A 22,570-nucleotide genomic window follows, 5' to 3' on the forward strand; every position below is an offset into this window, starting at 1 on the left:
TTTAGCTCTTTTAAACTTCACGTAATAATCATTCAAAATTTTGATCATTTGTTTCAACTCTTTGAGATTTTCTTCTGTATTCCCCAAACGTTCAACAAAACGTTGCGAATGAATTTCTAAATCAATTTTTTCATTTATCTGTGGGCTGATTTCAAACAACTTTGCCAAATCATCAAAGTGATCTAATTTTCGATTTGAAAAATACTCAAGGCGAAAACCCAATTCATTCAGTTTTACACCATTTAATATAGTGCCATGTTCCGTATCAAAGGCTAAAGCATGCTCTTTCAAAAACAATTGTTCTGGTGTTTCTTTTGAGCTTTTGAATAAACTAGATAACTGACTTAACATGAGTTGATCACATCACAATTTTTACTAAAGTATTTAACCTGCAAAACAATCATGAATGCAACAACCAAATGATACAAAAAAGCACCTTCTTAAAGGTGCTTTTTCAAAGCTTATTGTCCGTACTGTCTCTTTAGATATTCAACAATTTTAGCTGATTCAAACATTTTCACACCCGTGTTCGGATCAACCAAATATGGAACCTGAATATCACGCCCCATGATTTCAACAGCCTTTTCACGCTTACCATTTGGCAATGGAATATATTTTCCTGGTTTTAACCGCAAAACCGCAGGTCCCATATCTTGCCAGCGCTCTTTCGGTACATTATGTAAAACATAAGGCAATTCTAATTCACACAATACTTCACGAACCAAACGTGTATATGGACTCGCCTCAAAGCTCCACAGCTCTAAAAGCTGTTCTGGCGCTGGACGATGAGTAATTTTCTTATTAATCCAAACACCACGAGCTGCATTTGCAACAGTAGCCAAAGTCGAAACATACGGTAATTTAGGATAATGACTATATTTTTTTGGAGTTTGCCCCGTTTTTCCATAATGCTTAAATAAATGATGAATAATGTCTTGTGATTCGTATAACTGATCACCCGTATTTTTATCAATTAAAAATGGAAACTGCTTTTTCCCACCTTTTTGCTTTACGATTTGACGGTATTTTTCGCCGCCTTTAGGACATGGATAGATTTCAACATCCAAATTCAGAAGCGTAATGACTTCACGAACACGTCGACAAAATGGTGAACCTTCAAATTCATATAGCTTGATTGGTTTTTCAGGCTGATTCGGAAATGGTGTTCCTGACACACCACGCCCACCTTCGATAAGTGTTGCAGCTACTGATTGTAAAACTTTAAATTGATGGCTCACCATTTTAAGCATTGTTTTATCCTTTTAGCAGTCGACTAATTTTTCTTTGGCAATCACAATTCCATTGTTATCTGCATAGATATAATCACCAGAATTGATTGTTACACCACCAAAATACAGCGTACTGTCAACCTCACCAATGCCTTTGCGATTACTTTTTTGAGGGATTGCTGCCAATGCATGAACACCCAAATCAAGTTCTGCGAGTGCATCTACATCGCGCACACAACCATAAATCACCACACCATTCCATTTATTCTTTACAGCCGACTCAGCGATCATATCTCCCATCAACGCACAACGCATTGAAGCCCCTCCATCCACAACAAGCACTTTACCAGTACCCTCTGTTGCCAATAGCTCTTTCACTCTTGAGTTATCTTCAAAGCATTTAACCGTAACAACTTCACCACCAAAACTTTTACGTGCTCCATAACTTTTAAAGAATTTACCATCTAAAGAAGGAATCACCACTTGTAAGTTCTTTTCAGGATTATCATCTAACAAATCGCACGTTACAAAAGGTACAGTTGTCATTTAAGCTCTCCATTATTGGGTTTGTTGTATCGCTAAATTATCATACAGTTTAAATGCAGCGGACTGTGTTTGTGCTGCAACCACCATAGTATGCGCCAATTGTTCGGCTGTGACAGGCTTAAATTTAAACGGCTTCGTCCATTTTTTTTCGATCAATTTAAAGGCTGTCTGTGCCATATCTTCTAACAATCGTACATCACTACGTTTTCCGATCAAAAGTGAAGGTTGAAATATCGAAAGCTTAAAAATTGACAGACTTTTTAAATAATCTTCTAATTCACCTTTGACTTTATTATAAAAAACAGGTGAATTTGCGTTCGCACCTAAGGCACTTACAATCAAAAAATGAATATTTTTATCTTGAATTAAATCTGCAAAATGCGCATTGATCTCATAGTCAATTGCATAAAAAGCCTCTTTAGATCCTGCCTTTTTGATCGTGCTCCCCAAACAACTAAATGCGTGCGTATATGTATTCACATCTTCATCATTCAACAACAAGAAATCTTCAATCACTAGTTGATTAACTTTACTATAACTATCTAATGTATCTAATTTTTTCCTAACAACAACCGTTATAGTTTCAAAACTATCTGACTGCTGCAACTCACTGACCAATGCCTGACCAACCAAGCCAGTTGCGCCAATAATAATTGCTTTTTTATCTGCTTTGCTCATTTATAGTTCTTCCGATTGATCATTGAGATTAATGTAACGTTTTCTTTTAAGATTATCACCTGTTAAATGCACTTAAAAACATGACAAGACTTGACTTCACGGCATAGTTTCCTCAAAATATGGCACTTGTTTACGGGCTGGTGAATGTTGCTAATATTGTATTGGTTTTAACTTCAGCCCGCCCAGACCAACTTATTTTCAAGGAGTGCACGAGTGGCAAACTCTGCTCAAGCTAAAAAACGTGCTCGTCAAAACGTTAAAGCACGTAAACACAACGCAAGCTTGCGTTCTATGGTTCGTACTTACATCAAGCGTACAGTAAACGCGATCGCTGCTGGTGATTATGCTGTTGCTTCAGAAGCTTATAAAACAGCTGTTCCTGTAATCGACCGTATGGCTGATAAAGGCATCATCCACAAAAACAAAGCTGCTCGTCACAAGAGCCGCTTAAATGCTCAAATTAAAGCATTAGCTAACTAATTTGCTGCATATAAAAAAGTCCGAATTATCGGACTTTTTTATTGTTTTAATTTTAGTAAAAATAGCTGATTAAGTGTCTAAGCTTAAATTTATTATCCTCGAACATAAGGTTTTAAAGCAGTCCCCTCACTTTCTACAATTTTCATTAACTTTTGACAAAAACTATAACTCTCTTCCAATAGACCTAGATCATGTGCGCGCGCATTACTTCGTGTAAATTGTTCCCTGTATTCTTCATAACGTTCAATTAGATATTCCTCATCCAAGCTCAATGCAAACATCATTAGCTCAAAACGAAAATCCATATCAATCATCAAACCAGCAGGCATATCACCATATGCCCAAGCCTGTAATGCATCTAACTTACCTTGGCCCAAATGGAAAAAAATAAAATTAATATACGCATCTAAATTTTTAAGAAAATCCTGAATATCCGAAACAGTATCCCAACGTCCAATCAAAGAAAAACATAAATCTGAGCTCCCTTTATCTTCTGAATAATGATAAATATCCATAGAGCGTAAACGAAAGATCAAGCGTTCAGATAACTGTTCCTGCAAATACTGCGAAATAAAACGATCTGTAAAATCCATAGCAAACGATAGCATTGGACTGACCGTTAGCTTTCTAAGCACCATTTTTAATTGATAAAAAACACCAATCTGTTTTTGTGTTAATAAAAAACAACGATACCCTGTATCCAATGCTAATTCAGGTCGCCCAATATTACCCCAATTAGAAATGTAATCATGCGCGATATTAAAAACATCGAGTTTTAGATCTTTAGTGTATGTCTGCTGCTCAAACCACTGACACATGAATTGTTCAGCAGCAGCCATATTATGCGGGATTTGAAAATCAGGCATTTGCCAAGCTGCAACTGTCTCTGTTTGTTCAAGTTTTAGACTTTGCACATCTAATGGTTCTAATAAATAAGGTTGTAGCATATGCTCTACAGCATTTTCAGGTGACTGCAATTCACCAATTGCCCAAATATTAAAATTAGGCTCATAAAACCCTACACCAGTTTCATGTACTGCCTCATAAAAAACACGATATATCGCATCGTTTTGAGTCGTATCCAACATAAACCCATCGATCGGCATAATCGCACATAAGTTCTCGGAAAATTGTTGCTGAACATGATCCAACCATTGTTGAACTTGTACTGAAAAAAAACATTGATATTGGGGATCACTAATCTTATCAGCAACATAATCCAACCATCTAAGCAATGTTCTGCCATGACTCGGCGTATGGCAATATTGTTGATGCAATTCAAATGCCACTTGATAAGAATCATCTTCTGCAGGAACTTTACCCGTAAATATTTCAGGTTCCCACAAATAAATCGTGTTTGATGACATGTTTTTATCCAGTTATGTGTCTAATTTATCTTTTTTATTGATACATAATGACGAATTTTTTGTTTTTTTAAAAGTAATTTTTTAATTTTATAAGCAGAGTCTATTCATACTTAAATAGACCCTGCTTGCAACTATGATTCATCCTAAGATGGATAAAAAACTTCTATTTTTTTAATCCATCTTTTCTTAACAACGGTTCCGCTAACACTAAATTTTTTGCAGTTAACTCTGCAAGTATTAAGCTATTGTTGACCAATGGAATCGTCCACTTTTGATTGCTACCTCCCGTACAAGCATAGCGAATCAGACGTGCTCGATTATTGGTCAAATAACCACCTTCCAAATCGAAACATTGGTTGGATTGCTTAATGGCCTGTGCAGCAGGATCAACTGTCCAAATCTGATTTGCTAAATTACCGCATGGCAATAAATTAACAACATTACCCGCACTAGTAGTTAAACATTGGCCTATATATTTCTTATTATGAATTTTGCCATTGGCATCATAAATCCATTTTTCAGAATCATCCCCTGAACAGCCAGCTGCACCACTTATATAAGTATTTAAGACGCCACTTTCTAATTGCTCAGCTTTAAGGCAATGGGTTCTATTCATCAATGGAGTCGCAGAACTGAGTTCTAAATCATTGGTTAAGCCAAGTTTCTCAACAAATCCATTGAAGGCCTGTACAGCTTCGGGTTCAGTCTTATGCAAGTCTGAAGAATAAACATTCATCCAGCGATTCAAGCGATACATTTTTTCTTGCTGCTGATTATAACGAAGCATTTCCTTCTGAGCGTCAGCAGACAATTGCCCTATAAATGATTGATAGGTTTCTAGCAATAACTTTGACTCAGCCGAAAGCGTCATCACCACTCGACCTTTATTGGCAAGCAAAGCCTGTTCAAGTCGTGGTAACTCAATTGCCCTAAGCGCCGAATAACCAGCTTGTTTGCCAATTTCCACATACGGATCTGATACTACCTCATATGCGGGTATTGTAATACTTGATAGTAGTTTTGCATCTTCATTTGCTTTTCTACAATACAAATTCACAGTTTGAGGTGCATCAACTTGTGCAAGATTAATGTGGAATTTATTTGCATTACTTCCAGCATTTACGCGCTGTGGCGCTAAAGCTATATTCTGAGAACTTTTAGGAAATTGAATATTAAGCCAACAATTTGCCGACTTAGCATTTGTATCAACTTGAGATAAGTTAAATACATTTCCCCAATTACCTTTTGCCGCAGGATAAATCAATCCGACCTGATTGACCGGATCATAACCCCCTAAGATCGTATAAACGGGAACACCAAACAACCGTGGTTTCAAATAGTTCCCATCCGTGCTGTTATACCAAACATTTTTCGAAGAAGGCACTTTGGGCTGTGATACTTCCATTTGTCGAGTTATCGTATTCCATTTTTTATAACCTGTTGGAGAAGACTCATCCCAAACATGACGATCAAAAGCAGGTTGAATCTTTAAATAGGTACTATAACCAGTATAGTGCGTATATTTTGAGATACTGCTTGCACTACCACCACCTGACATTGCATCCCAACCATAAGCATATTGATTCAAGAAGTTAGGTACACCATTTTTACCATCAGATAATTTAGTCGACGTCCAATTTAAATTACCACGCATCTTATTTCGAAAAGCAATATATCCCCAACCACTATCCGCATGATGCGCTGCCCAAAACATATTGTCTCCTACAGAACCCGGATAATGCCCCAAGCCATAGTGATGTCCAATTTCATGACTAAATTCGTTACCAATCGAATCAATCAAAGTCAGCATACCGTTTCCACCACTCAAACCGTGTGTGACATCACCATTGCTATATTTACCACGAGCATGGTGAGCAACAACGCTTTGCGTAAGTTGTGGTTGTTCTTGGCTTGCCATAGATGCACTGGTAATCCCCCAGTTAGCGAGATTAATACCAACACCAAAAGTAGATTTTGCTGTATTTTCACGCATATCACCACTATATACGTCACCCGCAGTGTCGCTAGCTGCATCGTAAATAACGCCACTAGCAACCATTACTTTAACTAGCTTTAAATCATCATACTTCGCGACCACCATACGTGCAGCTGGAATCGTTTGAAAATAGTCCGTCCCCGCTTTTGCAGGTTCTAATAACATATAGTGACCTGTTGATTTAGGTGGCTCAGTGAGCAATCCCAGTCGAATGTTATGAAGCACCAATTCGCCAGGTACAGCAAAATCAATATTTTCTGCCGGCAAATCACCAACACGATTATTCGTAGGATCTATAATTCGGATGTTTAAACCTGCTCGAATTTCATCCCAGTTTAATGCTGCACTCCATGCTCGTTTTGAATAGCTTACCTTTGGGCGGCCATCGGCGTTAGATTGATCTGATGCTGGAATTCGTGTCGGCTCAATTAAATCTATCGCTCTTAAACGTTTCTGACCATCATAAATCTCTGCTTGTAAAGCTTGAATGTCACCCATATCAGCCAGAGGTGTAACCAATAAAAGAGCTTCTTTTTCAGCCGTAAGTCTCGGCATCCAATCTTTTTCATTATTTTTTGGATTCACCACATGACTTTGTGCAAATTGCACCATCGCCATGAAATCTCCATTTAAATCATTTCTTAATACGCGTGTTTGTTCAGATTTATCATAATCGTAGAACCCAATAATAGAATCATCGACCACATCTTTCGTTGGTTCAGGGTATTTATTTATAACAGGAGGTATGGTGGTATTTTCACTTTTATTTTTGTCACCTGCGTCCCCTCCACCTCCACCACAGGCAAATAAAGTAGCAGGCAGCAGACAAACAGCTAAATACTTTAGGCGTAATTGCATCACATTTCCCCAAATATAAACACGATAACTTATCGTTAAAAACAAATTATGTGATTTAGTTAATTTATAAAAATCATATAGTTATAACAATATAACCTAAAACAAACCACAGGGGAAATTTAATAAAAACTAAGGAAAACTAATTTCTAAAATGATAGTTTTATTGATTATGAAGGATCATGAAAATGCTTAATCAGCAACTCTTCTCTCTGACCACGCCAAATCCATTTAAGTTTGCTATTTGCGAAATCTTCCCCCTCAAACCACACGAATAAACCTTCCATCATATCTGGCCAATCCGCTTGCTCAATTTGATTCTTGCCTGAGATTACTGCAATAATCGCTGCAAGTATGGTGTCATGACTGACGGCTAAACTTAAACCATGCTGATGTGTAGGATGAGTGTGATATAGCAACTCCAACACGTCAAAAACACCTGTGATTGGATGCTTCATGCCAGGCAAGGCGTTATTCACAAAGCTATTGATAAAACCTAATGCCCCTTGTTTACGAAAATAAGGAGCTGCTTGCTGTATATCAAGCACAAAACTACCTGGTTCGACTAATAAACGCTGCTCAACGATCTCTATCGTATGAGTATTCACTAACTTATGAACTACATCTGCCCCTTCGATCATCAAAGCAGCTGTATCCACGCATCGTTGAATAGGACTTGAGATGCAATGTTGAATCGCTCGATCCGTATTCTTAATTAAATATTGCCCCCAAGCATAGGCAAGTTCACGCCCTTGTTCAGTCAATTGCAAATCATAGCCAGCCAAACCCTTCCCATTCACCAATTCACGCAAAGAATGACGCGTAAATAGCGTTACAGGCGTCGAAGCTTCTGGAAGTAAATCAATCGCTTCAAACATGCTTTTGGGTAATAAGTGCAAGGCCATATTCAATCGTTTAAATGAGAACTTAACTCACTATACCATGAGCAGCATAACACTCAATCTAAAATACCTGACAGGCGCAATGCATTATAAGCAATTGTTTTATAGTCTTGATCTCTAAATGCAATGAAGCCATTGTTTAATACTGTTTCACGCTGATTGTATTGAAATGGTTTTCCTTCTAATGTCATCAAACCACCTCCAATACTTTCCAAAAATGCTTGTCCTGAACTGGTATCCCATTCTGAGGTTGGATGAAATCGTGGATATATATCAATCTCGCCTTCAAGCATCATACAAAATTTATAGGCACTGCCAGCTTCACGTCGCGTAACTTCTCGGTGCTGTAAAATCGGTTCAATAAAATTTTTATATTTAGGGTTTTTGCTATTGTGACTCAAACCGATTTGTACGGGTGCCGTTAATGAATGTGATTCCACCTGATACTGAAACCATTCTTGTCTACTAAAACTATACTTATAGGGTAATTGTGATCGATAGCCGATATACATGACTTGTTCACATGGCACTGCAATAATAGCAAATGTCGTTTCATGGTTTTCAATCAAACTTAAATTGATCGTAAACTCATCACGTTCATGAATAAACTCTTTTGTCCCATCCAGTGGATCAAGCATCCAACAGCGTTCCCAGTCTTTACGTGCTGAGTAATCGCTTTCTTCTGATAATACTGGCAAATCAGGCGTTAGTTCGGCAAGTTTCTTGATTATAAAACGATTTACCTTTAAATCAGCTTGTGTCACTGGTGAATCATCTATTTTTTCCTGAATATTAAACTCACCACCCGCACAATAATTTTGATATTCTTCCAGTAATATTTGACTAGCCTGCGCCATAACCGGGACAAGTTGCAAAATAAAGTTGTCTTGTGGGGCAAGCGTTTTAACAAACATAGATTAACCTTATGTCATATTCAGATTTACAACAGCCAATCATCATGTTTGACATGGATGGCACATTACTTGATTTAGCTTTTGATGATTTTATCTGGAACGATTGTTTGCCTGAACGACATGCGCAAGTCCATCAATGTAGTCTGGCACAAAGTCAACAAACACTATTTCAATTTTACCAACAGCATAAGCATACACTATCTTGGTATTCTTCGGCGTACTGGACGACCAAAGTTGGTGTCGACACGTTGCAACTACAGTATGAACATCAAGAAAAAATTAAAGCACGTTCTGGTTGCCATGAATTATTAGAACAGCTCAATGCTCAAGGCTATCGTTGTTGGCTTTTAACCAATGCAGACCAAGCTGGTTTACAACTGAAACTTGAAAATGTAGCACTGAGCCCTTATTTTGAAGTGATGATCAGTAGTGAAGAATTGGGTTTTGCAAAAGAAGATGTCAATTTCTGGAAAGCCCTACAACAGCGACACGCATTTGATCCAGTAAATGCCGTCTTTGTTGATGATACAGTTGCTGTATTAAGAGGTGCTGAGAAATTTGGAATCACACAGTTATATAGCATTTTACAACCTTCGAGCAGTAAACCCGCTCGCATCGCGACAGAACTAGAATATCTTGCTCTCGATCATCTCACAGAACTCCTAGATTATCTTGAACCCGACACACAGGTAACAGATGCCAAAACAGCATGAAGCAGAAAGCATGGATGCCATGCGAATTGATAAATGGCTTTGGGCAGCACGTTTTTTTAAAACACGCTCTATCGCCAAAGCAGCTATCGAAGGTGGTAAGGTACATCACAATAATGAACGCGTAAAAGTTTCTCGCGATGTACGTATTGGCATGCAGCTTACCATCCAGCAAGGTTTTGATAAAAAAACCGTAGTAGTCAAAGCACTTTCGTCCGTTCGTGGTGGAGCCCCAATCGCACAACAGCTTTATGAAGAAACAACAGAAAGTATTGAGCGCCGAGAGTTGCATGCATCACAGCGAAAGCTGCATAATCTAGCGCGACCAGATCACCGACCAAGTAAAAAAGATCGTCGTGATATCAATCGTTTTAAACATGAAAATGCTCAGTCATGGTCTTATCATGATGAATAAGATGGGATTGAGATTTTCTCAATTTGGGCGCGTCATTTTGTGTCGTACTGACATAGATCAGATGTGGAATTAATAACGAGAATCTGCCACTATACCCAAGTCCCAACAAGTTGAGATTCAGTACATCCACTTGGGTTAGTCGTTAAGAATATAAAGTTTTGAGGTTTTGAGATGGATGATAATAAAAGTAAAGCGTTACAAGCCGCTTTAAGCCAAATTGAAAAACAATTTGGTAAAAACACAGTGATGCGCTTAGGTGATAATACCGTACAAGCAGTTGAAGCTGTATCAACGGGTTCTCTAACACTTGATATTGCGCTTGGTATTGGTGGTTTACCCAAAGGGCGTATCATCGAAATCTATGGACCAGAATCTTCTGGTAAAACCACAATGACTTTGCAAGCCATTGCTCAATGCCAAAAAACTGGTGGTACATGTGCATTTATCGATGCAGAGCATGCCTTAGACCCTGAATATGCGCGTAAATTAGGCGTAGATATTGACAACTTGTTGGTTTCACAACCTGATAATGGCGAACAAGCATTAGAGATTGCAGATATGCTGGTTCGTTCTGGCGCAATTGATCTTATCGTTGTCGACTCCGTTGCAGCCCTCACCCCTAAAGCGGAAATTGAAGGCGAAATGGGCGATTCACATATGGGCTTACAAGCACGTTTGATGAGTCAGGCATTGCGTAAAATCACTGGTAATGCGAAGCGCTCAAACTGTATGGTGATCTTCATTAACCAAATCCGTATGAAGATTGGCGTTATGTTTGGTAGCCCTGAAACAACGACTGGTGGTAATGCACTTAAATTCTATGCATCTGTACGCTTAGACATCCGCCGTATCGGTGCAGTGAAAGAAGGTGATGAAATCACCGGTAATGAAACTCGCGTTAAAGTTGTTAAAAATAAAATGGCACCGCCTTTCAAAGAAGCAGTGTTCCAAATCATGTATGGTAAAGGTACAAATCAACTAGGTGAACTGGTTGATCTCGCAGTTCAACAAGATATCGTTCAAAAAGCAGGTGCTTGGTACTCTTATCAAGGCAATAAAATCGGTCAAGGTAAGAATAATGTCATCCGCCATTTTGAAGAAAACCCACAAATGGCACAAGAAATTGAAAAGCTTATTCGTGAACAGCTTCTAACAAAGAACAACAACGAAGCCGCAGCAGTGGAAGAAGATGAGCTAGATCTTCTAGAAAGCTAAACTAGACGCCCTTCGGGGCGTTTTCTTTTCGTCTATCATTTAAACCCAAGGTAATCTGCCTCAGAATAAATCACGAATAGCCGTAAATAAATCACCATTGAATTAATAGCCATGTTTAGCACGACAAAAAATGACAAACCGAAAACACTCACAGGTCAAAGACTCAGGTCATATGCCTTTGCATTATTGACACGTCGAGATTACTCACAAGCAGAATTAACCGAAAAGCTAAATCAATATGCAATTGATCCAAATGAAGTTGCAATTTTAGTAACAGAGCTAGCAGAAAAAAATTATCAGAGTGATCAACGTGTCGCAGCTTTAACCCTATCAAGCCAAATTCGTAAAGGAAAAGGCTTACAACGCATTAAACAAGCACTTAAGGCGAAACAGCTAGATGCAGAATTAATAGCAGAAGAACTTGAAGAAGTGGATTGGCTAGATCAAGCCTACCAACTTAAAGTAAAAAAATTTGGTGAAGACGTTACAAAGGACCCAAAACTCAAAGCAAAACAAATTAGATTTTTACAATATCGCGGTTTTGATATGGGGGTAATTTTAAAAGCAATTGCTCGAACGAGCGAAGAAGAATAATTGGTGGCAACCCTACTAGCAAGATTTCGGCACATCATAGTTCTACTACCGTTGCTACCTTCCGGTCCTGGCGGGGTTCATAGAGTACAATTGCGAAGCTACCAGCAGGGCTACCATTGCCTGACAAAGTATAGAGATTTTTACTCGAGTTGCAAGACTTGTCTCTGTTTTTCAGTGAGTTTTCCGTTCAACTGCCTAATTACTCAACAATAAGTTAAAGCTTTCATTTAGTAAGCTTCAATAATGTACAAAGATTAAACAACAACCAAGCAATTCTCTTCAAAAGTGCTTGAAGATTGTAAATGCTTATTGCATTTAAATGAGTTGCTGTTTTAATGACTAAATCAAAATGCATATTTGCTGTGTGCTAGTCTGTAAAAAAGTGGAGACTGATTCGCTCACAGCTTTAATTTTCAACTGAATGGATAGATTTTCATGCTAAAAAAGCATTCTGTACTCTTTGTTGCGTTACTCAGCAGTGCATATGTATATGCCAATATTCCAATTGAATCTCGTGCACTTAGCCAACAGACTGCCAGCAGCAGTAATACCACAAATGTCGGCTCTAATTTAAACTGGGAGCTCATCCAAAAAAATCAACGTCTTGAAGAAGAAGTACGTAAATTACGTGGTCAATTAGAAGAGCATGACAACGCGATTGAGCAATTAAAAAAAGAACTTACTAACCGCTATACCGATTTAGATCAACGCTTAGAGCTACTGTCTCAGAAAATTGATCCACCAGAAGAAAATACTGAAGAGCCAATTGATGCTTCACAGCCACTTTCAAATAATACAGCTACACAAAGCACAGCTACGACAGCACAATCGCAGCCAAGCCCCGCTGCATCCAATATGAATGTGAACAACCAAATCGAGTTAGAGAAAGCTGCGTACACTGTCGCGTTAGATGCTTATAAACAAGGCGGTGCAAAACAAGCTATCCAACCGATGCAGAACTTTATCAAAAACCACCCAAATGGTATTTATATCGGTAATGCATACTTCTGGCTTGCAGAATTTTACCTCGCAGTAGAACCCGTAAATTACACAGCAGCAAAACAAAATTACACGACTGTTGTGAATCAATACCCAAACTCAGCTCGCGCATCTCGTGCCTTATATCAGCTCTACAGCATTGCAAAGGAAGTCGATAAAAATACAGCGCAAGCTAACCAATACAGAACCAAGCTACTAGCTCAATACCCTCAATCTGAAGAAGCAAAGTTTATTCAGAAAAAATAAAAACTCGAGCACAGTAGTCATAAAAAAGCCAGTTCATTGAACTGGCTTTTTTATCGCGATCAAATCAAGCTTACTTGATGTCGGCTTGAGATTTTAAATATGCCGTGTAGTCTTCTAGAACCTGCTGACCACGGAATTGTTGATACAACTGTTTTAATTCCAACAACTCTTTTTCTGGCAAGCTACTCGCCACACTACTGTCTACATTTGAAACAGCAACGATAACGAGTTCATTTGGCAATTTCGCCGTTGTTGCAGACCACATCCCTTCCTTACTTGGCGCAGGAATGCTAAATGCAGCACGTTCAATCGCACGCTTTAAACCATGTGAGCGAGCAAAAGTACCTGCATTCTCAAAATTGACTTGTGACTTCGCAACAACTTGTGCAGCAGGTTGAGTTTTGAAATCAGCAAGGATAGATGCCATTTTTGCCTGAGCAGCTTTATAGGCTTTCTGTTCTACTACCTTCGCTTTAACTTCAGTAGTCACTTCAGATAATGGTTTAATTCCTGCTGGGTGATAATCACGAACTTTAATCCAGATTGAATCACCATTCGCCAATTGAATATTTGATGATGCATTACGATCACCATTTTTCACATCATCACTGAATAGTTTCACTTTGACATTCAAATCACTCAAGATAGGATGTTGTGTTGCCAAAGTAATCGCTTTTGCAGATTCAACACGTGCAGCTTTGACTTCTTGTGCAACAACCTCTAGTGAATCACTCCCCACAACCATTTCGTTTAAGTTGTTGACCGTATCACTAAACAGATTTGCGGCTTTAGTTTTCTCAACTTCAGCAGTTAGACGTGCTTTTTCTGATTCAAATGACGGAATATTTACTGTTGGTACCTGCACTTCAATAATGTGATAACCATACTGCGTTTTTACAGGCTTAGAAACCTGACCATTTTTTAAAGTGTTTACAGCATTATCAAAATCAGCAGAGAAAGCTCCAGGCGCATAAGCACTTACCAAACCACCTTGATTTTTAGAACTCGGATCTTCCGAATATTGGCTTGCAGCTTGAGCAAATGTCATACCCGATTGAATTTTCGCGTAAACATCATTAATCAATTTCTGTGCTGCAGCATCATCACGCTCATCCGTCGTTACTAAGATATGCTTCACTTCACGCTTCACACTTTGCTGCTGTTTTTCTACAAACGCTGCATAAGCCTGTTGTAAGTCTGCATCAGTAACAGCTAAATTAGCTTGTTCTAATAATGCTGGGCTTAAAACCACATAATCCACATCAACACTTGCAACTTGCTTGAATTCATTTTTATGCTTGTTGTAGTAGTCAGTGATTTCTTGAGTTGATGCTGTAACACCCTTTTTATAATCATCTAGCTTGATGCTTGCCAAGTGCAATGTACGTTGCTCTGTTTGCAAATTAGCAAGTTGCTGTAAATCAGACTTACTTACCAATGCATTGTCTATCAGACTCGATGAGATCATTTTAAGAGCATGATCTTGACGCAAACTCGAAATGAGAGCCTGATTCGTTAAACCAACTGAGCGTAGATAGTTTTCATAAAGCTGTTGCGAGAATTGTCCATTTTGCTGAAAGCTTGGTTGCTGCGCCAACATCTGTTCAAGTTGCGCATCACTCAAAGAGATACCCAGTTTTTCAGCCTGCTGAGACAATAAGCTACGTGCCACAAGTGCATCCATCGCTCTTTCTTGAATCGCTGACAGATTCAACAATGACTCATCACCTTGAACCAAGGCCAAATATTGATCTTTATAATTCTTGATTGCACTTTCTAATTCTTTATTAGAAATATCTTGACCATTTACCGATTTGGCAACATCTGCTTTATTGCCACCGCTAAAATATCCTTCAATACCGACAAGAGCTAAAGGGGTCAAAAACAAAACTAACAGGACTTTGCCAAGCCAACCTTTAATGACCGTACGAAATGATTCCATAAATATTCCAATATTTAATTTCGGGGCAATTTTAACTTAAAAAACAAAGTGAATGAATGCCGAATGAAGATCAAATTAACTTTTTCATTGGATAAATAAAAAACGCACCCAAAATGGTGCGTTTATTGATTTAGAAAGATTACGCAACCGAATCTTTTAAACCCTTACCAGCTTTAAAGCTAGGTACTTTGCTTGCTTTGATTTGAAGCTCTTCACCAGTTTTAGGATTACGACCAGTACGTGCAGCACGTTCTTTTACGCTAAAAGTACCAAAACCAACTAAAGTAACCGTATCACCCTTTTTAAGTGCTTCAGTGATTGATGCAATTGTCGCATCGAGTGCTTTACCAGCATCCGACTTAGACACTCCCCCTTTTTCAGCAATCGCATCAATTAATTCTGATTTATTCATGATAAAAAATATCCTCTTAATATCGTTTGTTAAGATCCAAGGCTATAGTTTAAAAGGCCATGCAGCCTTTATAGCAATGCTTTAGGGGAGAACGCAATACTAGAAAGGCTTTTTTAATTAAAATAAATACCGAAATACGACATAAACGGACGAGTTACTTGCAATTTTTTTACTTTTTATTCAATTTAGCCTTCAATTGATCATTTTCTTCAATTAAAGCGTCCACCTTAATGTGAAGCTGTACTAACAGTTGTTCGATATGTTGAAGATCTTTTGGTGTCACCAAACCAATACGATTCAGCGAGTGATTTACACCACTATCTAAAATCTTTTCGACCTTATCTTTGGTATCTGTCACCGATTCTTTTGCTTTCTCGGTTACCTTACCGACAGTATTATCTGCAAAATCGACAGTTTTAGACTCAAGCTCCTCACCCACCTTGACTAAAGAGTCGAATAATTTGTTGCCCTCTTCTTCTGCACGCGAAAAAGCGCCTAAACCAGCTAGCCAGATTTGTTGTGTATACTTTTTAAAATCGAGCGCAGATTTCTTAGAACTCTTTGATTTTGACTTAGTTTTTGCTTCAGTATCTTCACTAGCATTGTCTATATTTGTATTATCCATGAACCATCACTCCTAAGCTCGTTACAAACAGCATGTCGTATTTAACCATAAAAATGTTTTTATAATATCAAAGTTAGGACTTGATCGTTTTAAAAAACTGTTCTACAAAGCAATATAGTCATGTAAATTATTTTTAACAATTGGGTAAGGATACTCAAGATTTACTAGACTTGATGTTTTGTTATTTATTTTTTGGCAAGGAAAAAGAGATTTATGATTGATACGCAACAAAGACATAAACATCCGCATTTGTTGCTAAACATTGTCATCATTGTTTTAGAAACTTTTTTTTCCTTCATCTTGACGCATGATGCTGGGCTACGTTTGCAAGCGAAAAAGCTAATTGATGATAAAATTACTATTCGAATTAACAGCTATATTCCTTTCTTTGACTTTTACATTCAGTTCACGGAAAAAGGTTTACTGTTTGACATGAAAGCCTTGGATCGAAAAATTGACCTTGAAATCAATTGCACTCTGATCGATTTGATTAAAATTTTTGTTCTAAATAATCAAAAAAGTATTTCTAATCTTCGTATTTTAGGAGATTCGACTTTAGCCGAACAATTCACAGATCTCATTCCTCACTTTACCTTATCTAGTATCTTGGTGAACTGGAGACAATGGTTTAATGCATTTGATGATGATGCTGACACCATCGCATCCCAACATCGAATCGCTCCTCTTTTGGAAAAAATCGATCAACAACGCTCTGAAATCAACACGTTATTGGTTGAGGTAAAACAATACCAAAATCGCATTCATCGACTTCAAAAACGTCAACGTATGATCAATATTGCTTTTGTGACACTAAGCTTTATTTTAGTTGCCATTTTTGTATATAATATGTGGATACAATAATTCCAAAATATTTTACTTTTCACACGCATAATGGCAATTAAAAAACTTGACTATTTTAGTCGGAATTCATAAAATTTAGACATCTAGTCTATTCATGTGTATCGAATCATGCGCCTAACAACTCGCGGTCGTTACGCAGTGACTGCTCTACTTGATTTAGCTTTGCAGCCAACTGAACAAACGATCACGCTTGCGGAAATAGCAGCACGCCAATCCATCTCAGTCGCTTATTTAGAACAGTTATTCGCAAAACTTAAGCGTCACGGGTTAGTTTCAAGCGTTCGCGGTGCAAATGGTGGATATCACCTTGCACGCAATGCAAGTGAAATTACTGTGCTAGAAATCATTGAAGCCGTAAATGAAACTGTCGATGCAACGCGTTGTGACCATAAAGGTAACTGCCAAAATGGCGCAATGTGTTTAACGCACGACTTATGGCAAGACCTCTCCCACCATATTGCCGATTATCTTGCGAAAATCACTCTTGCTGACCTGATTGCGCGTGACAATGTTCAAACTGTTGCGTTACGTCAGAACTCACCAAGTTTAGATTCAGCCCTTCTATCGGTTACAGGTATTTGACATGAAACGTCCAATTTATCTAGATTACGCAGCAACCACTCCTGTACTGCCTGAAGTTGCAGAACGTATGATGGAATGTTTAACGTTCGAAGGGACTTTTGGTAACCCTGCGTCGCGCTCACATGCATATGGCTGGCAAGCTGAAGAAAAAGCCGAATATGCACGTGAACAAGTCGCAAATCTTATCAAAGCAGATCCTCGTGAGATCGTTTGGACTTCGGGTGCGACTGAATCGGATAACCTAGCATTAAAAGGTATTGCCCAATTCTACGGTTCTAAAGGCAAACACATCATTACAAGTAAAATCGAACACAAAGCAGTGTTAGATACTTGCCGTGAACTTGAAGAACAAGGCTTTGAGATTACTTATTTAGAGCCAGAACCACGTACTGGCTTAATTACCCCAGAAATGGTTCAAGCGGCTTTACGTCCAGATACTATCCTTGTATCACTGATGATGGTGAACAACGAAATTGGCACAGTAACAGATGTCGCTGCAATCGGTGAACTCACCCGCGCAAACAAGACCTTCTTCCATGTCGACGCTGCTCAAGCTGCTGGTAAAGTAGAAATTGATCTTTCTACGATGAAGGTTGATTTAATGAGTTTTTCTGGTCATAAGATTTATGGTCCGAAAGGAATTGGTGCATTATTTGTTCGTCGCAGCCCTCGTGTTCGCTTAAAAGCGCAAATGCATGGTGGCGGTCATGAACGTGGTATGCGTTCTGGTACTTTAGCGACTCATCAAATTGTTGGTATGGGTGAAGCGTTTGAGCTTGCTGGAAAAATGATGCAAGCAGAACAAGAACGTATTCGCAAATTACGTGACAAACTTTGGAATGGCTTACAGGACCTTGAACAAGTGTTCTTGAATGGTCACCCGACTCACAACGTTGCAAACTATCTTAATGTCAGCTTCAACTTTGTTGAAGGTGAATCATTGATGATGGCACTCAAAGATGTTGCTGTATCTAGTGGTTCAGCATGTACATCTGCAACTTTAGAGCCATCATACGTTTTACGTGCTTTAGGTTTGTCTGATGAGTTAGCGCACAGCTCGATCCGTTTTAGTTTTGGTAAATACACGACTGAAGCAGATATTGACCACGTGTTAACAATCACCAAAGCTGCTGTAGAGAAACTACGCGAACTTTCTCCGCTTTGGGATATGTATAAAGAAGGTATTGACCTTTCTACAGTTGAATGGGCTGAACACTAATTCATTGAATTCTTCATTGAAAATAGCGTTTAAACCCTCATATTAATATTAGGCTGACCCCGAGGTTTGGAGAAGCGACATGGCTTATAGTGAAAAAGTAATTGATCATTACGAAAACCCTCGTAATGTAGGCGTTTTGGATAAAAATGCAGAAAATGTAGGTACTGGCATGGTGGGTGCACCAGCTTGTGGCGACGTTATGCGTTTACAGATTCAAGTTGATGATAATGGTGTAATTGAAGAAGCTCGCTTCAAAACTTACGGCTGTGGTTCTGCAATTGCATCAAGCTCTCTTGTAACCGAATGGTTAAAAGGTAAGACGCTTGATGAAGCTCAAGCAATCAAGAATATTGATATTGCAACTGAGCTTGCGCTTCCACCAGTAAAAGTTCACTGTTCAGTATTGGCTGAAGATGCAATTAAGGCTGCGATTGAAGACTATCGTGGCAAAAAAGCGAAAGCTTAATTGATTACCGAAGATACATTGGAGTTTTCATGATCCATTTAACTGAAAATGCTGCGACTCACATCAGCAATTACCTGCAAAATCGTGGTAAGGGTGAAGGCATTCGTGTTGGTGTGAAAACTTCGGGTTGTTCTGGATTGGCTTACGTTCTTGAGTTTGTCGATGATGTCGACACACATGATGAAGTATTTGAGCAATTTGGTGTCAAAGTTTTTGTAGACCCAAAAAGCCTAGTTTATCTCGAAGGTTTAGAGATGGACTATGTAAAAAATGGTCTAAACGAAGGTTTTGAGTTTAACAACCCAAACCAAAAAGGTGAATGTGGTTGCGGTGAATCATTTACTGTTTAATCATTCAATTTTTATCTAAAGTCAAAAATCTCTCTGAATCCCCCTTTTACAGGGGGACTTCCACAAATGATATAGCATCATTTAATTTGTGAAGCCCTTCCTTTTTTGTAAAGAAGGTTGAGAGGGATTTAAAACGGAATTCATCTCCCATGAATCATTTTGAGTTGTTCCAATTACCAGAAGCACTCGATATCGATTTAGCAGCTTTAAAAAAGCAATTTTTAAGTTTGCAACAGCAATATCATCCAGACAAAGCGAGTGATAAAGATCAAGCTTTGATTATGTCTAGCGACATCAATCAAGCCTATAAAGTGCTTTCACAGGTTGATAGCCGCGCTGCATATTTGCTTAGTTTAAAAAAGCAGGATCATCACCTCGATCAGTCCATTAGTGATTTTGAGTTCTTACAATCAGCACTTGAAATGCGCGAACAACTCGATGAAGCCGCATCGCCCGATCAACTTCGGACATTAAAAATCGAAGTGCAGCAATGGATTGATGGCTTAATTCGAGAGTTTAAACTAGATTATGCCGATGAAGATTGGGCTGAAGCTCGCGATACCGTTCGTAAATTACGTTTTTTCCAACGTGTAATGAATGATATTGATAAAGCTGAAGATCGTATGCTAGATGAAGAAGAAAGCTTTGATCTAGATGATGATTTTTAATCCGCTGTTACTGATTATTTTCAAGGGATATCTCACGCATGGCACTTTTGCAAATTGCTGAACCTGGTCAATCAACCGCACCGCATCAACATCGTATTGCGATCGGTATCGACTTAGGGACAACCCACTCTTTAGTGGCGACAGTGCTATCGGGAAAACCGAAAGTTCTACAAGATGACAAAGACAGAGTTCTTTTACCGTCTATTGTTCACTATGCGAAAGACTCAACTACGTTTGGTTATGAAGCCAAACCATTTATGTTGACTGACCCCAAAAACACAGTTGTCTCTGTAAAGCGTTTTATGGGTCGCTCGCAAGCTGATATTAAGTTTCAGCACCCATACACACTTGTTGGTGCAGAAAATGAAATGCCTGCTTTTGAAACTATTGCTGGTCGAAAAACACCAGTTGAAGTTTCGGCTGAAATTTTAAAACAACTGAAAGACCGTGCAGAAGCGAGTCTAAATAATCCCATAAATGGTGCGGTGATTACTGTTCCTGCTTATTTTGATGAAGCTCAACGTCAAGCAACACGCGATGCTGCACAACTTGCAGGATTGAATGTTTTACGCCTACTCAATGAACCAACTGCCGCCGCAGTCGCTTATGGTCTTGATCAAGAAACCAATCTAAGTACCGATCGAAACTATGTGATTTATGATTTAGGTGGTGGCACATTTGACGTATCCATATTACGTTTTTCACAAGGTGTTTTTGAAGTTCTCGCGACAGGCGGACACACTGCCTTAGGCGGTGATGACCTTGATCGCTTAATCGTAAAATGGGCAAAAAAACAGCTCAACATCACGACACTAAGTGATGAAGAATATGCTGTTTTCGTGGTTGCTGCGCGTCAAGCCAAAGAATATTTAACGGATCACGAATCAACTGAATTAAAGTTATTAGATGATCGTCTAACTTTAGATCGTCAAACTTTTGAATCAATTATTCAAGTTGCACTCGATAAAACCGCAAGTGTATGTAAACGCGTATTACGTGATGCCAAACTTGAATTAGATGATATCGAACATGTTGTGTTAGTTGGTGGTTCAACTCGCTCTTACGCTGTACAAAATTCAGTACGTGAATTATTTAAACGCGAACCGTTATGTACGATCAATCCAGATGAGGTTGTTGCAATCGGTGCATCTATTACTGCCAATCAATTGATTGGTAATAGTCAAGATGGTTCACTATTGCTAGACGTGACTCCACTCTCTCTTGGATTAGAGACAATGGGTGGTTTAGTTGAGCGTTTAATTTCTCGCAATACAGCGATTCCTGTTGCACGACGTCAAGAATTTACCACATATCAAGATGGGCAAACTGCCATGTTGATTCATGTTGTACAAGGCGAACGAGATCTCGTTGAGCATTGTCGCTCTCTTGGACGCTTTGTGTTACATGGCATTCCTCCAATGACTGCTGGTCAAGCTCGTATCGAAGTTACCTTCCAAGTGGATGCTGATGGTTTACTCACCGTATCTGCAAAAGAAACGACTTCTGGTGTACAAGCGCAGATTGATATAAAACCCTCTTATGGTTTATCCGCAGCTGACACGGAGCGATTGTTAGTAGAGGGTTTCCAGCATGCTGAAGAAGACAAAAATCTTCGCCATTTGCAAGAAACCAAAGTTGAAGCTCAGCGTGAACTTGAAGCCTTAGAACAAGCCCTAAAGGTAGATAAAGATTTACTCTCCCAGCAGCAAGCGCGTGATTTAATTCTTGCTGCAGAAGCCTTGAAAGCTCGTCTGAAAACAGATGAACTCGAAGCGATTGAACACGCTGTTCAGCAACTTAAAACTCACAGCGATGCCTTTGCTGCACTTCGCATGAACCGACATATTGACCATGCCTTAAAAGGTACAAAACTTGAAGATTGGTCAAACTCAAACTAAAGGTATAGGTGATCAATATGCCACGTATTAAAGTTCTTCCTCATGCACAAATTTGCCCTGAAGGTGCAGAATTTGAAGTAGAACAAGATGCTAATTTGTGCCAAAGCTTACTTAAGCAAGGCATCAAAATTGAACATGCATGCGATATGTCGTGTGCTTGCACAACATGCCATGTAGTTGTTCGTAAAGGCTTTGATAGCTTAGAAGAAATGAATGACGTTGAGGCTGATTTACTTGACCGTGCATGGGGACTTGAGCCCGACTCTCGCCTATCATGTCAAGTTATAGTGGTTGACGAGGATCTAGAGATTGAGATTCCTAAATACACCATCAATCATGCTTCTGAAAATCACTAACTGACTTTCAAAAATAAAAAAACCTCATTAATACAATGAGGTTTT

25 protein-coding genes and 1 other RNA gene are annotated in these 22,570 nt (G+C 38.8%); 14 read left to right on the forward strand and 12 right to left on the reverse strand.

Features of this window, described 5'->3' with window-relative positions; genetic code table 11:
* The 4 genes from HMPREF0023_RS04595 to HMPREF0023_RS04610 all read right to left on the reverse strand — a co-directional run.
* Positions 1-351, reverse strand: a 351-nt coding sequence (locus HMPREF0023_RS04595; RefSeq protein ID WP_004639410.1) for a hypothetical protein, incomplete at its 3' end; no start/stop codon positions are given.
* Positions 352-461: 110 nt separating this feature from the next.
* A complete protein-coding gene (locus HMPREF0023_RS04600; protein WP_004639411.1) occupies positions 462-1,250 on the reverse strand; it encodes a glutathione S-transferase N-terminal domain-containing protein in 789 nt (262 codons plus the stop codon).
* A gap of 12 nt (positions 1,251-1,262) precedes the next feature.
* On the reverse strand, positions 1,263-1,775 hold the full coding sequence (rraA, locus tag HMPREF0023_RS04605) for a ribonuclease E activity regulator RraA (protein WP_004639412.1): 513 nt from the start codon (positions 1,773-1,775) through the stop codon (positions 1,263-1,265).
* 12 nt (positions 1,776-1,787) lie between these two features.
* Positions 1,788-2,453 (reverse strand): NAD(P)H-binding protein, encoded by a 666-nt coding sequence (locus HMPREF0023_RS04610; protein ID WP_004639413.1) that lies wholly within the window; start codon positions 2,451-2,453, stop codon positions 1,788-1,790.
* A gap of 213 nt (positions 2,454-2,666) precedes the next feature.
* Here HMPREF0023_RS04610 and rpsT point away from each other — a divergent pair, with 213 nt between their 5' ends.
* Complete coding sequence (gene rpsT / locus HMPREF0023_RS04615; protein ID WP_004639414.1) at positions 2,667-2,933, forward strand: 30S ribosomal protein S20; 267 nt, start codon at positions 2,667-2,669, stop codon at positions 2,931-2,933.
* Between the two features lie 92 nt (positions 2,934-3,025).
* Here the strand turns inward: rpsT and HMPREF0023_RS04620 are convergent, their stop codons facing one another.
* From HMPREF0023_RS04620 to HMPREF0023_RS04635, 4 genes are all read right to left on the reverse strand, one after another.
* A complete protein-coding gene (locus HMPREF0023_RS04620) occupies positions 3,026-4,300 on the reverse strand; it encodes a hypothetical protein (RefSeq protein WP_004639415.1) in 1,275 nt (424 codons plus the stop codon).
* Positions 4,301-4,463: 163 nt separating this feature from the next.
* Positions 4,464-7,154: a M66 family metalloprotease gene (locus HMPREF0023_RS04625; protein ID WP_004639416.1), complete on the reverse strand. Its 2,691-nt coding sequence runs from the start codon at positions 7,152-7,154 to the stop codon at positions 4,464-4,466.
* 167 nt (positions 7,155-7,321) lie between these two features.
* Positions 7,322-8,056: a histidine phosphatase family protein gene (locus HMPREF0023_RS04630; RefSeq protein WP_004639417.1), complete on the reverse strand. Its 735-nt coding sequence runs from the start codon at positions 8,054-8,056 to the stop codon at positions 7,322-7,324.
* Positions 8,057-8,109: 53 nt separating this feature from the next.
* A complete protein-coding gene (locus HMPREF0023_RS04635; protein WP_004639418.1) occupies positions 8,110-8,967 on the reverse strand; it encodes a 3'(2'),5'-bisphosphate nucleotidase CysQ family protein in 858 nt (285 codons plus the stop codon).
* Positions 8,968-8,978: 11 nt separating this feature from the next.
* On the opposite strand from HMPREF0023_RS04635, the gene HMPREF0023_RS04640 reads away from it, so the two are divergent.
* The 4 genes from HMPREF0023_RS04640 (at position 8,979) to HMPREF0023_RS04655 (ending at position 11,901) form a co-directional block, all read left to right on the forward strand.
* Entirely contained in the window at positions 8,979-9,680 is a 702-nt protein-coding gene (locus HMPREF0023_RS04640) for an HAD-IA family hydrolase (RefSeq protein ID WP_004639419.1), read from the forward strand.
* On the forward strand, positions 9,664-10,092 hold the full coding sequence (locus HMPREF0023_RS04645; protein ID WP_004639420.1) for an RNA-binding S4 domain-containing protein: 429 nt from the start codon (positions 9,664-9,666) through the stop codon (positions 10,090-10,092). Before HMPREF0023_RS04640 ends, HMPREF0023_RS04645 begins: the two co-directional genes overlap by 17 nt.
* Before the next feature lie 171 nt (positions 10,093-10,263).
* On the forward strand, positions 10,264-11,307 hold the full coding sequence (gene recA, locus HMPREF0023_RS04650) for a recombinase RecA (RefSeq protein ID WP_005090091.1): 1,044 nt from the start codon (positions 10,264-10,266) through the stop codon (positions 11,305-11,307).
* A gap of 111 nt (positions 11,308-11,418) precedes the next feature.
* Positions 11,419-11,901 (forward strand): regulatory protein RecX, encoded by a 483-nt coding sequence (locus tag HMPREF0023_RS04655; RefSeq protein ID WP_005082704.1) that lies wholly within the window; start codon positions 11,419-11,421, stop codon positions 11,899-11,901.
* A 10-nt stretch (positions 11,902-11,911) separates the two neighbouring features.
* On the opposite strand, the gene ffs is transcribed toward HMPREF0023_RS04655, so the two are convergent.
* Positions 11,912-12,008, reverse strand: an RNA gene (ffs, locus tag HMPREF0023_RS16065) — signal recognition particle sRNA small type.
* Between the two features lie 328 nt (positions 12,009-12,336).
* Between ffs and HMPREF0023_RS04660 the strand changes: the two genes are divergently transcribed.
* Positions 12,337-13,146 (forward strand): YbgF trimerization domain-containing protein, encoded by an 810-nt coding sequence (locus tag HMPREF0023_RS04660; protein WP_004639424.1) that lies wholly within the window; start codon positions 12,337-12,339, stop codon positions 13,144-13,146.
* A 70-nt stretch (positions 13,147-13,216) separates the two neighbouring features.
* Here HMPREF0023_RS04660 and HMPREF0023_RS04665 read toward each other — a convergent pair whose 3' ends face one another.
* The 3 genes from HMPREF0023_RS04665 to HMPREF0023_RS04675 form a co-directional block, all read right to left on the reverse strand.
* On the reverse strand, positions 13,217-15,088 hold the full coding sequence (locus tag HMPREF0023_RS04665) for a SurA N-terminal domain-containing protein (protein WP_008941312.1): 1,872 nt from the start codon (positions 15,086-15,088) through the stop codon (positions 13,217-13,219).
* Between the two features lie 139 nt (positions 15,089-15,227).
* The gene (locus tag HMPREF0023_RS04670; protein ID WP_004639426.1) at positions 15,228-15,500 is read right to left on the reverse strand and encodes an HU family DNA-binding protein; all 273 of its coding nucleotides are present in this window, start codon (positions 15,498-15,500) and stop codon (positions 15,228-15,230) included.
* Positions 15,501-15,669: 169 nt separating this feature from the next.
* Entirely contained in the window at positions 15,670-16,125 is a 456-nt protein-coding gene (locus HMPREF0023_RS04675) for a phasin family protein (protein WP_004639427.1), read from the reverse strand.
* Between the two features lie 213 nt (positions 16,126-16,338).
* On the opposite strand from HMPREF0023_RS04675, the gene HMPREF0023_RS04680 reads away from it, so the two are divergent.
* The 8 genes from HMPREF0023_RS04680 (at position 16,339) to fdx (ending at position 22,525) form a co-directional block, all read left to right on the forward strand.
* On the forward strand, positions 16,339-16,986 hold the full coding sequence (locus tag HMPREF0023_RS04680) for a hypothetical protein (RefSeq protein ID WP_008941313.1): 648 nt from the start codon (positions 16,339-16,341) through the stop codon (positions 16,984-16,986).
* Positions 16,987-17,094: 108 nt separating this feature from the next.
* The gene (locus tag HMPREF0023_RS04685) at positions 17,095-17,568 is read left to right on the forward strand and encodes an Rrf2 family transcriptional regulator (protein ID WP_004639430.1); all 474 of its coding nucleotides are present in this window, start codon (positions 17,095-17,097) and stop codon (positions 17,566-17,568) included.
* A 1-nt stretch (position 17,569) separates the two neighbouring features.
* Positions 17,570-18,787 carry an IscS subfamily cysteine desulfurase gene (locus HMPREF0023_RS04690; RefSeq protein ID WP_005090087.1) on the forward strand — a complete coding sequence of 406 codons (1,218 nt, stop codon included), beginning with the start codon at positions 17,570-17,572 and terminating at the stop codon, positions 18,785-18,787.
* A 79-nt stretch (positions 18,788-18,866) separates the two neighbouring features.
* Positions 18,867-19,253: a Fe-S cluster assembly scaffold IscU gene (gene iscU, locus HMPREF0023_RS04695; protein WP_004639432.1), complete on the forward strand. Its 387-nt coding sequence runs from the start codon at positions 18,867-18,869 to the stop codon at positions 19,251-19,253.
* 29 nt (positions 19,254-19,282) lie between these two features.
* Complete coding sequence (gene iscA / locus HMPREF0023_RS04700; protein WP_005082695.1) at positions 19,283-19,603, forward strand: iron-sulfur cluster assembly protein IscA; 321 nt, start codon at positions 19,283-19,285, stop codon at positions 19,601-19,603.
* Positions 19,604-19,752: 149 nt separating this feature from the next.
* Positions 19,753-20,271, forward strand: a complete 519-nt coding sequence (gene hscB / locus HMPREF0023_RS04705) for a Fe-S protein assembly co-chaperone HscB (RefSeq protein ID WP_005090085.1) — start codon at positions 19,753-19,755, stop codon at positions 20,269-20,271.
* 38 nt (positions 20,272-20,309) lie between these two features.
* Positions 20,310-22,169, forward strand: coding sequence for a Fe-S protein assembly chaperone HscA (hscA, locus tag HMPREF0023_RS04710; RefSeq protein ID WP_005082691.1), 1,860 nt, complete (start codon positions 20,310-20,312; stop codon positions 22,167-22,169).
* A 17-nt stretch (positions 22,170-22,186) separates the two neighbouring features.
* The gene (fdx, locus tag HMPREF0023_RS04715) at positions 22,187-22,525 is read left to right on the forward strand and encodes an ISC system 2Fe-2S type ferredoxin (protein ID WP_004639436.1); all 339 of its coding nucleotides are present in this window, start codon (positions 22,187-22,189) and stop codon (positions 22,523-22,525) included.
* Positions 22,526-22,570: the final 45 nt, after the last annotated feature.

Source organism: Acinetobacter sp. ATCC 27244, from assembly GCF_000156555.1.
Classification (GTDB): Bacteria; Pseudomonadota; Gammaproteobacteria; order Pseudomonadales; family Moraxellaceae; genus Acinetobacter; species Acinetobacter haemolyticus.

Bases quoted from the DNA above. Each gene is read 5' to 3' on its own strand.
- HMPREF0023_RS04600 (WP_004639411.1), bottom strand. From the start codon at position 1,250: ATGCTTAAAATGGTGAGCCATCAATTTAAAGTTTTACAATCAGTAGCT.
- rraA (WP_004639412.1), bottom strand. From the start codon at position 1,775: ATGACAACTGTACCTTTTGTAACGTGCGATTTGTTAGATGATAATCCT.
- HMPREF0023_RS04610 (WP_004639413.1), bottom strand. From the start codon at position 2,453: ATGAGCAAAGCAGATAAAAAAGCAATTATTATTGGCGCAACTGGCTTG.
- HMPREF0023_RS04620 (WP_004639415.1), bottom strand. From the start codon at position 4,300: ATGTCATCAAACACGATTTATTTGTGGGAACCTGAAATATTTACGGGT.
- HMPREF0023_RS04625 (WP_004639416.1), bottom strand. From the start codon at position 7,154: ATGCAATTACGCCTAAAGTATTTAGCTGTTTGTCTGCTGCCTGCTACT.
- HMPREF0023_RS04630 (WP_004639417.1), bottom strand. From the start codon at position 8,056: ATGGCCTTGCACTTATTACCCAAAAGCATGTTTGAAGCGATTGATTTA.
- HMPREF0023_RS04635 (WP_004639418.1), bottom strand. From the start codon at position 8,967: ATGTTTGTTAAAACGCTTGCCCCACAAGACAACTTTATTTTGCAACTT.
- HMPREF0023_RS04640 (WP_004639419.1), top strand. From the start codon at position 8,979: ATGTCATATTCAGATTTACAACAGCCAATCATCATGTTTGACATGGAT.
- HMPREF0023_RS04645 (WP_004639420.1), top strand. From the start codon at position 9,664: ATGCCAAAACAGCATGAAGCAGAAAGCATGGATGCCATGCGAATTGAT.
- recA (WP_005090091.1), top strand. From the start codon at position 10,264: ATGGATGATAATAAAAGTAAAGCGTTACAAGCCGCTTTAAGCCAAATT.
- HMPREF0023_RS04655 (WP_005082704.1), top strand. From the start codon at position 11,419: ATGTTTAGCACGACAAAAAATGACAAACCGAAAACACTCACAGGTCAA.
- HMPREF0023_RS04660 (WP_004639424.1), top strand. From the start codon at position 12,337: ATGCTAAAAAAGCATTCTGTACTCTTTGTTGCGTTACTCAGCAGTGCA.
- HMPREF0023_RS04665 (WP_008941312.1), bottom strand. From the start codon at position 15,088: ATGGAATCATTTCGTACGGTCATTAAAGGTTGGCTTGGCAAAGTCCTG.
- HMPREF0023_RS04670 (WP_004639426.1), bottom strand. From the start codon at position 15,500: ATGAATAAATCAGAATTAATTGATGCGATTGCTGAAAAAGGGGGAGTG.
- HMPREF0023_RS04675 (WP_004639427.1), bottom strand. From the start codon at position 16,125: ATGGATAATACAAATATAGACAATGCTAGTGAAGATACTGAAGCAAAA.
- HMPREF0023_RS04680 (WP_008941313.1), top strand. From the start codon at position 16,339: ATGATTGATACGCAACAAAGACATAAACATCCGCATTTGTTGCTAAAC.
- HMPREF0023_RS04685 (WP_004639430.1), top strand. From the start codon at position 17,095: ATGCGCCTAACAACTCGCGGTCGTTACGCAGTGACTGCTCTACTTGAT.
- HMPREF0023_RS04690 (WP_005090087.1), top strand. From the start codon at position 17,570: ATGAAACGTCCAATTTATCTAGATTACGCAGCAACCACTCCTGTACTG.
- iscU (WP_004639432.1), top strand. From the start codon at position 18,867: ATGGCTTATAGTGAAAAAGTAATTGATCATTACGAAAACCCTCGTAAT.
- iscA (WP_005082695.1), top strand. From the start codon at position 19,283: ATGATCCATTTAACTGAAAATGCTGCGACTCACATCAGCAATTACCTG.
- hscB (WP_005090085.1), top strand. From the start codon at position 19,753: ATGAATCATTTTGAGTTGTTCCAATTACCAGAAGCACTCGATATCGAT.
- hscA (WP_005082691.1), top strand. From the start codon at position 20,310: ATGGCACTTTTGCAAATTGCTGAACCTGGTCAATCAACCGCACCGCAT.
- fdx (WP_004639436.1), top strand. From the start codon at position 22,187: ATGCCACGTATTAAAGTTCTTCCTCATGCACAAATTTGCCCTGAAGGT.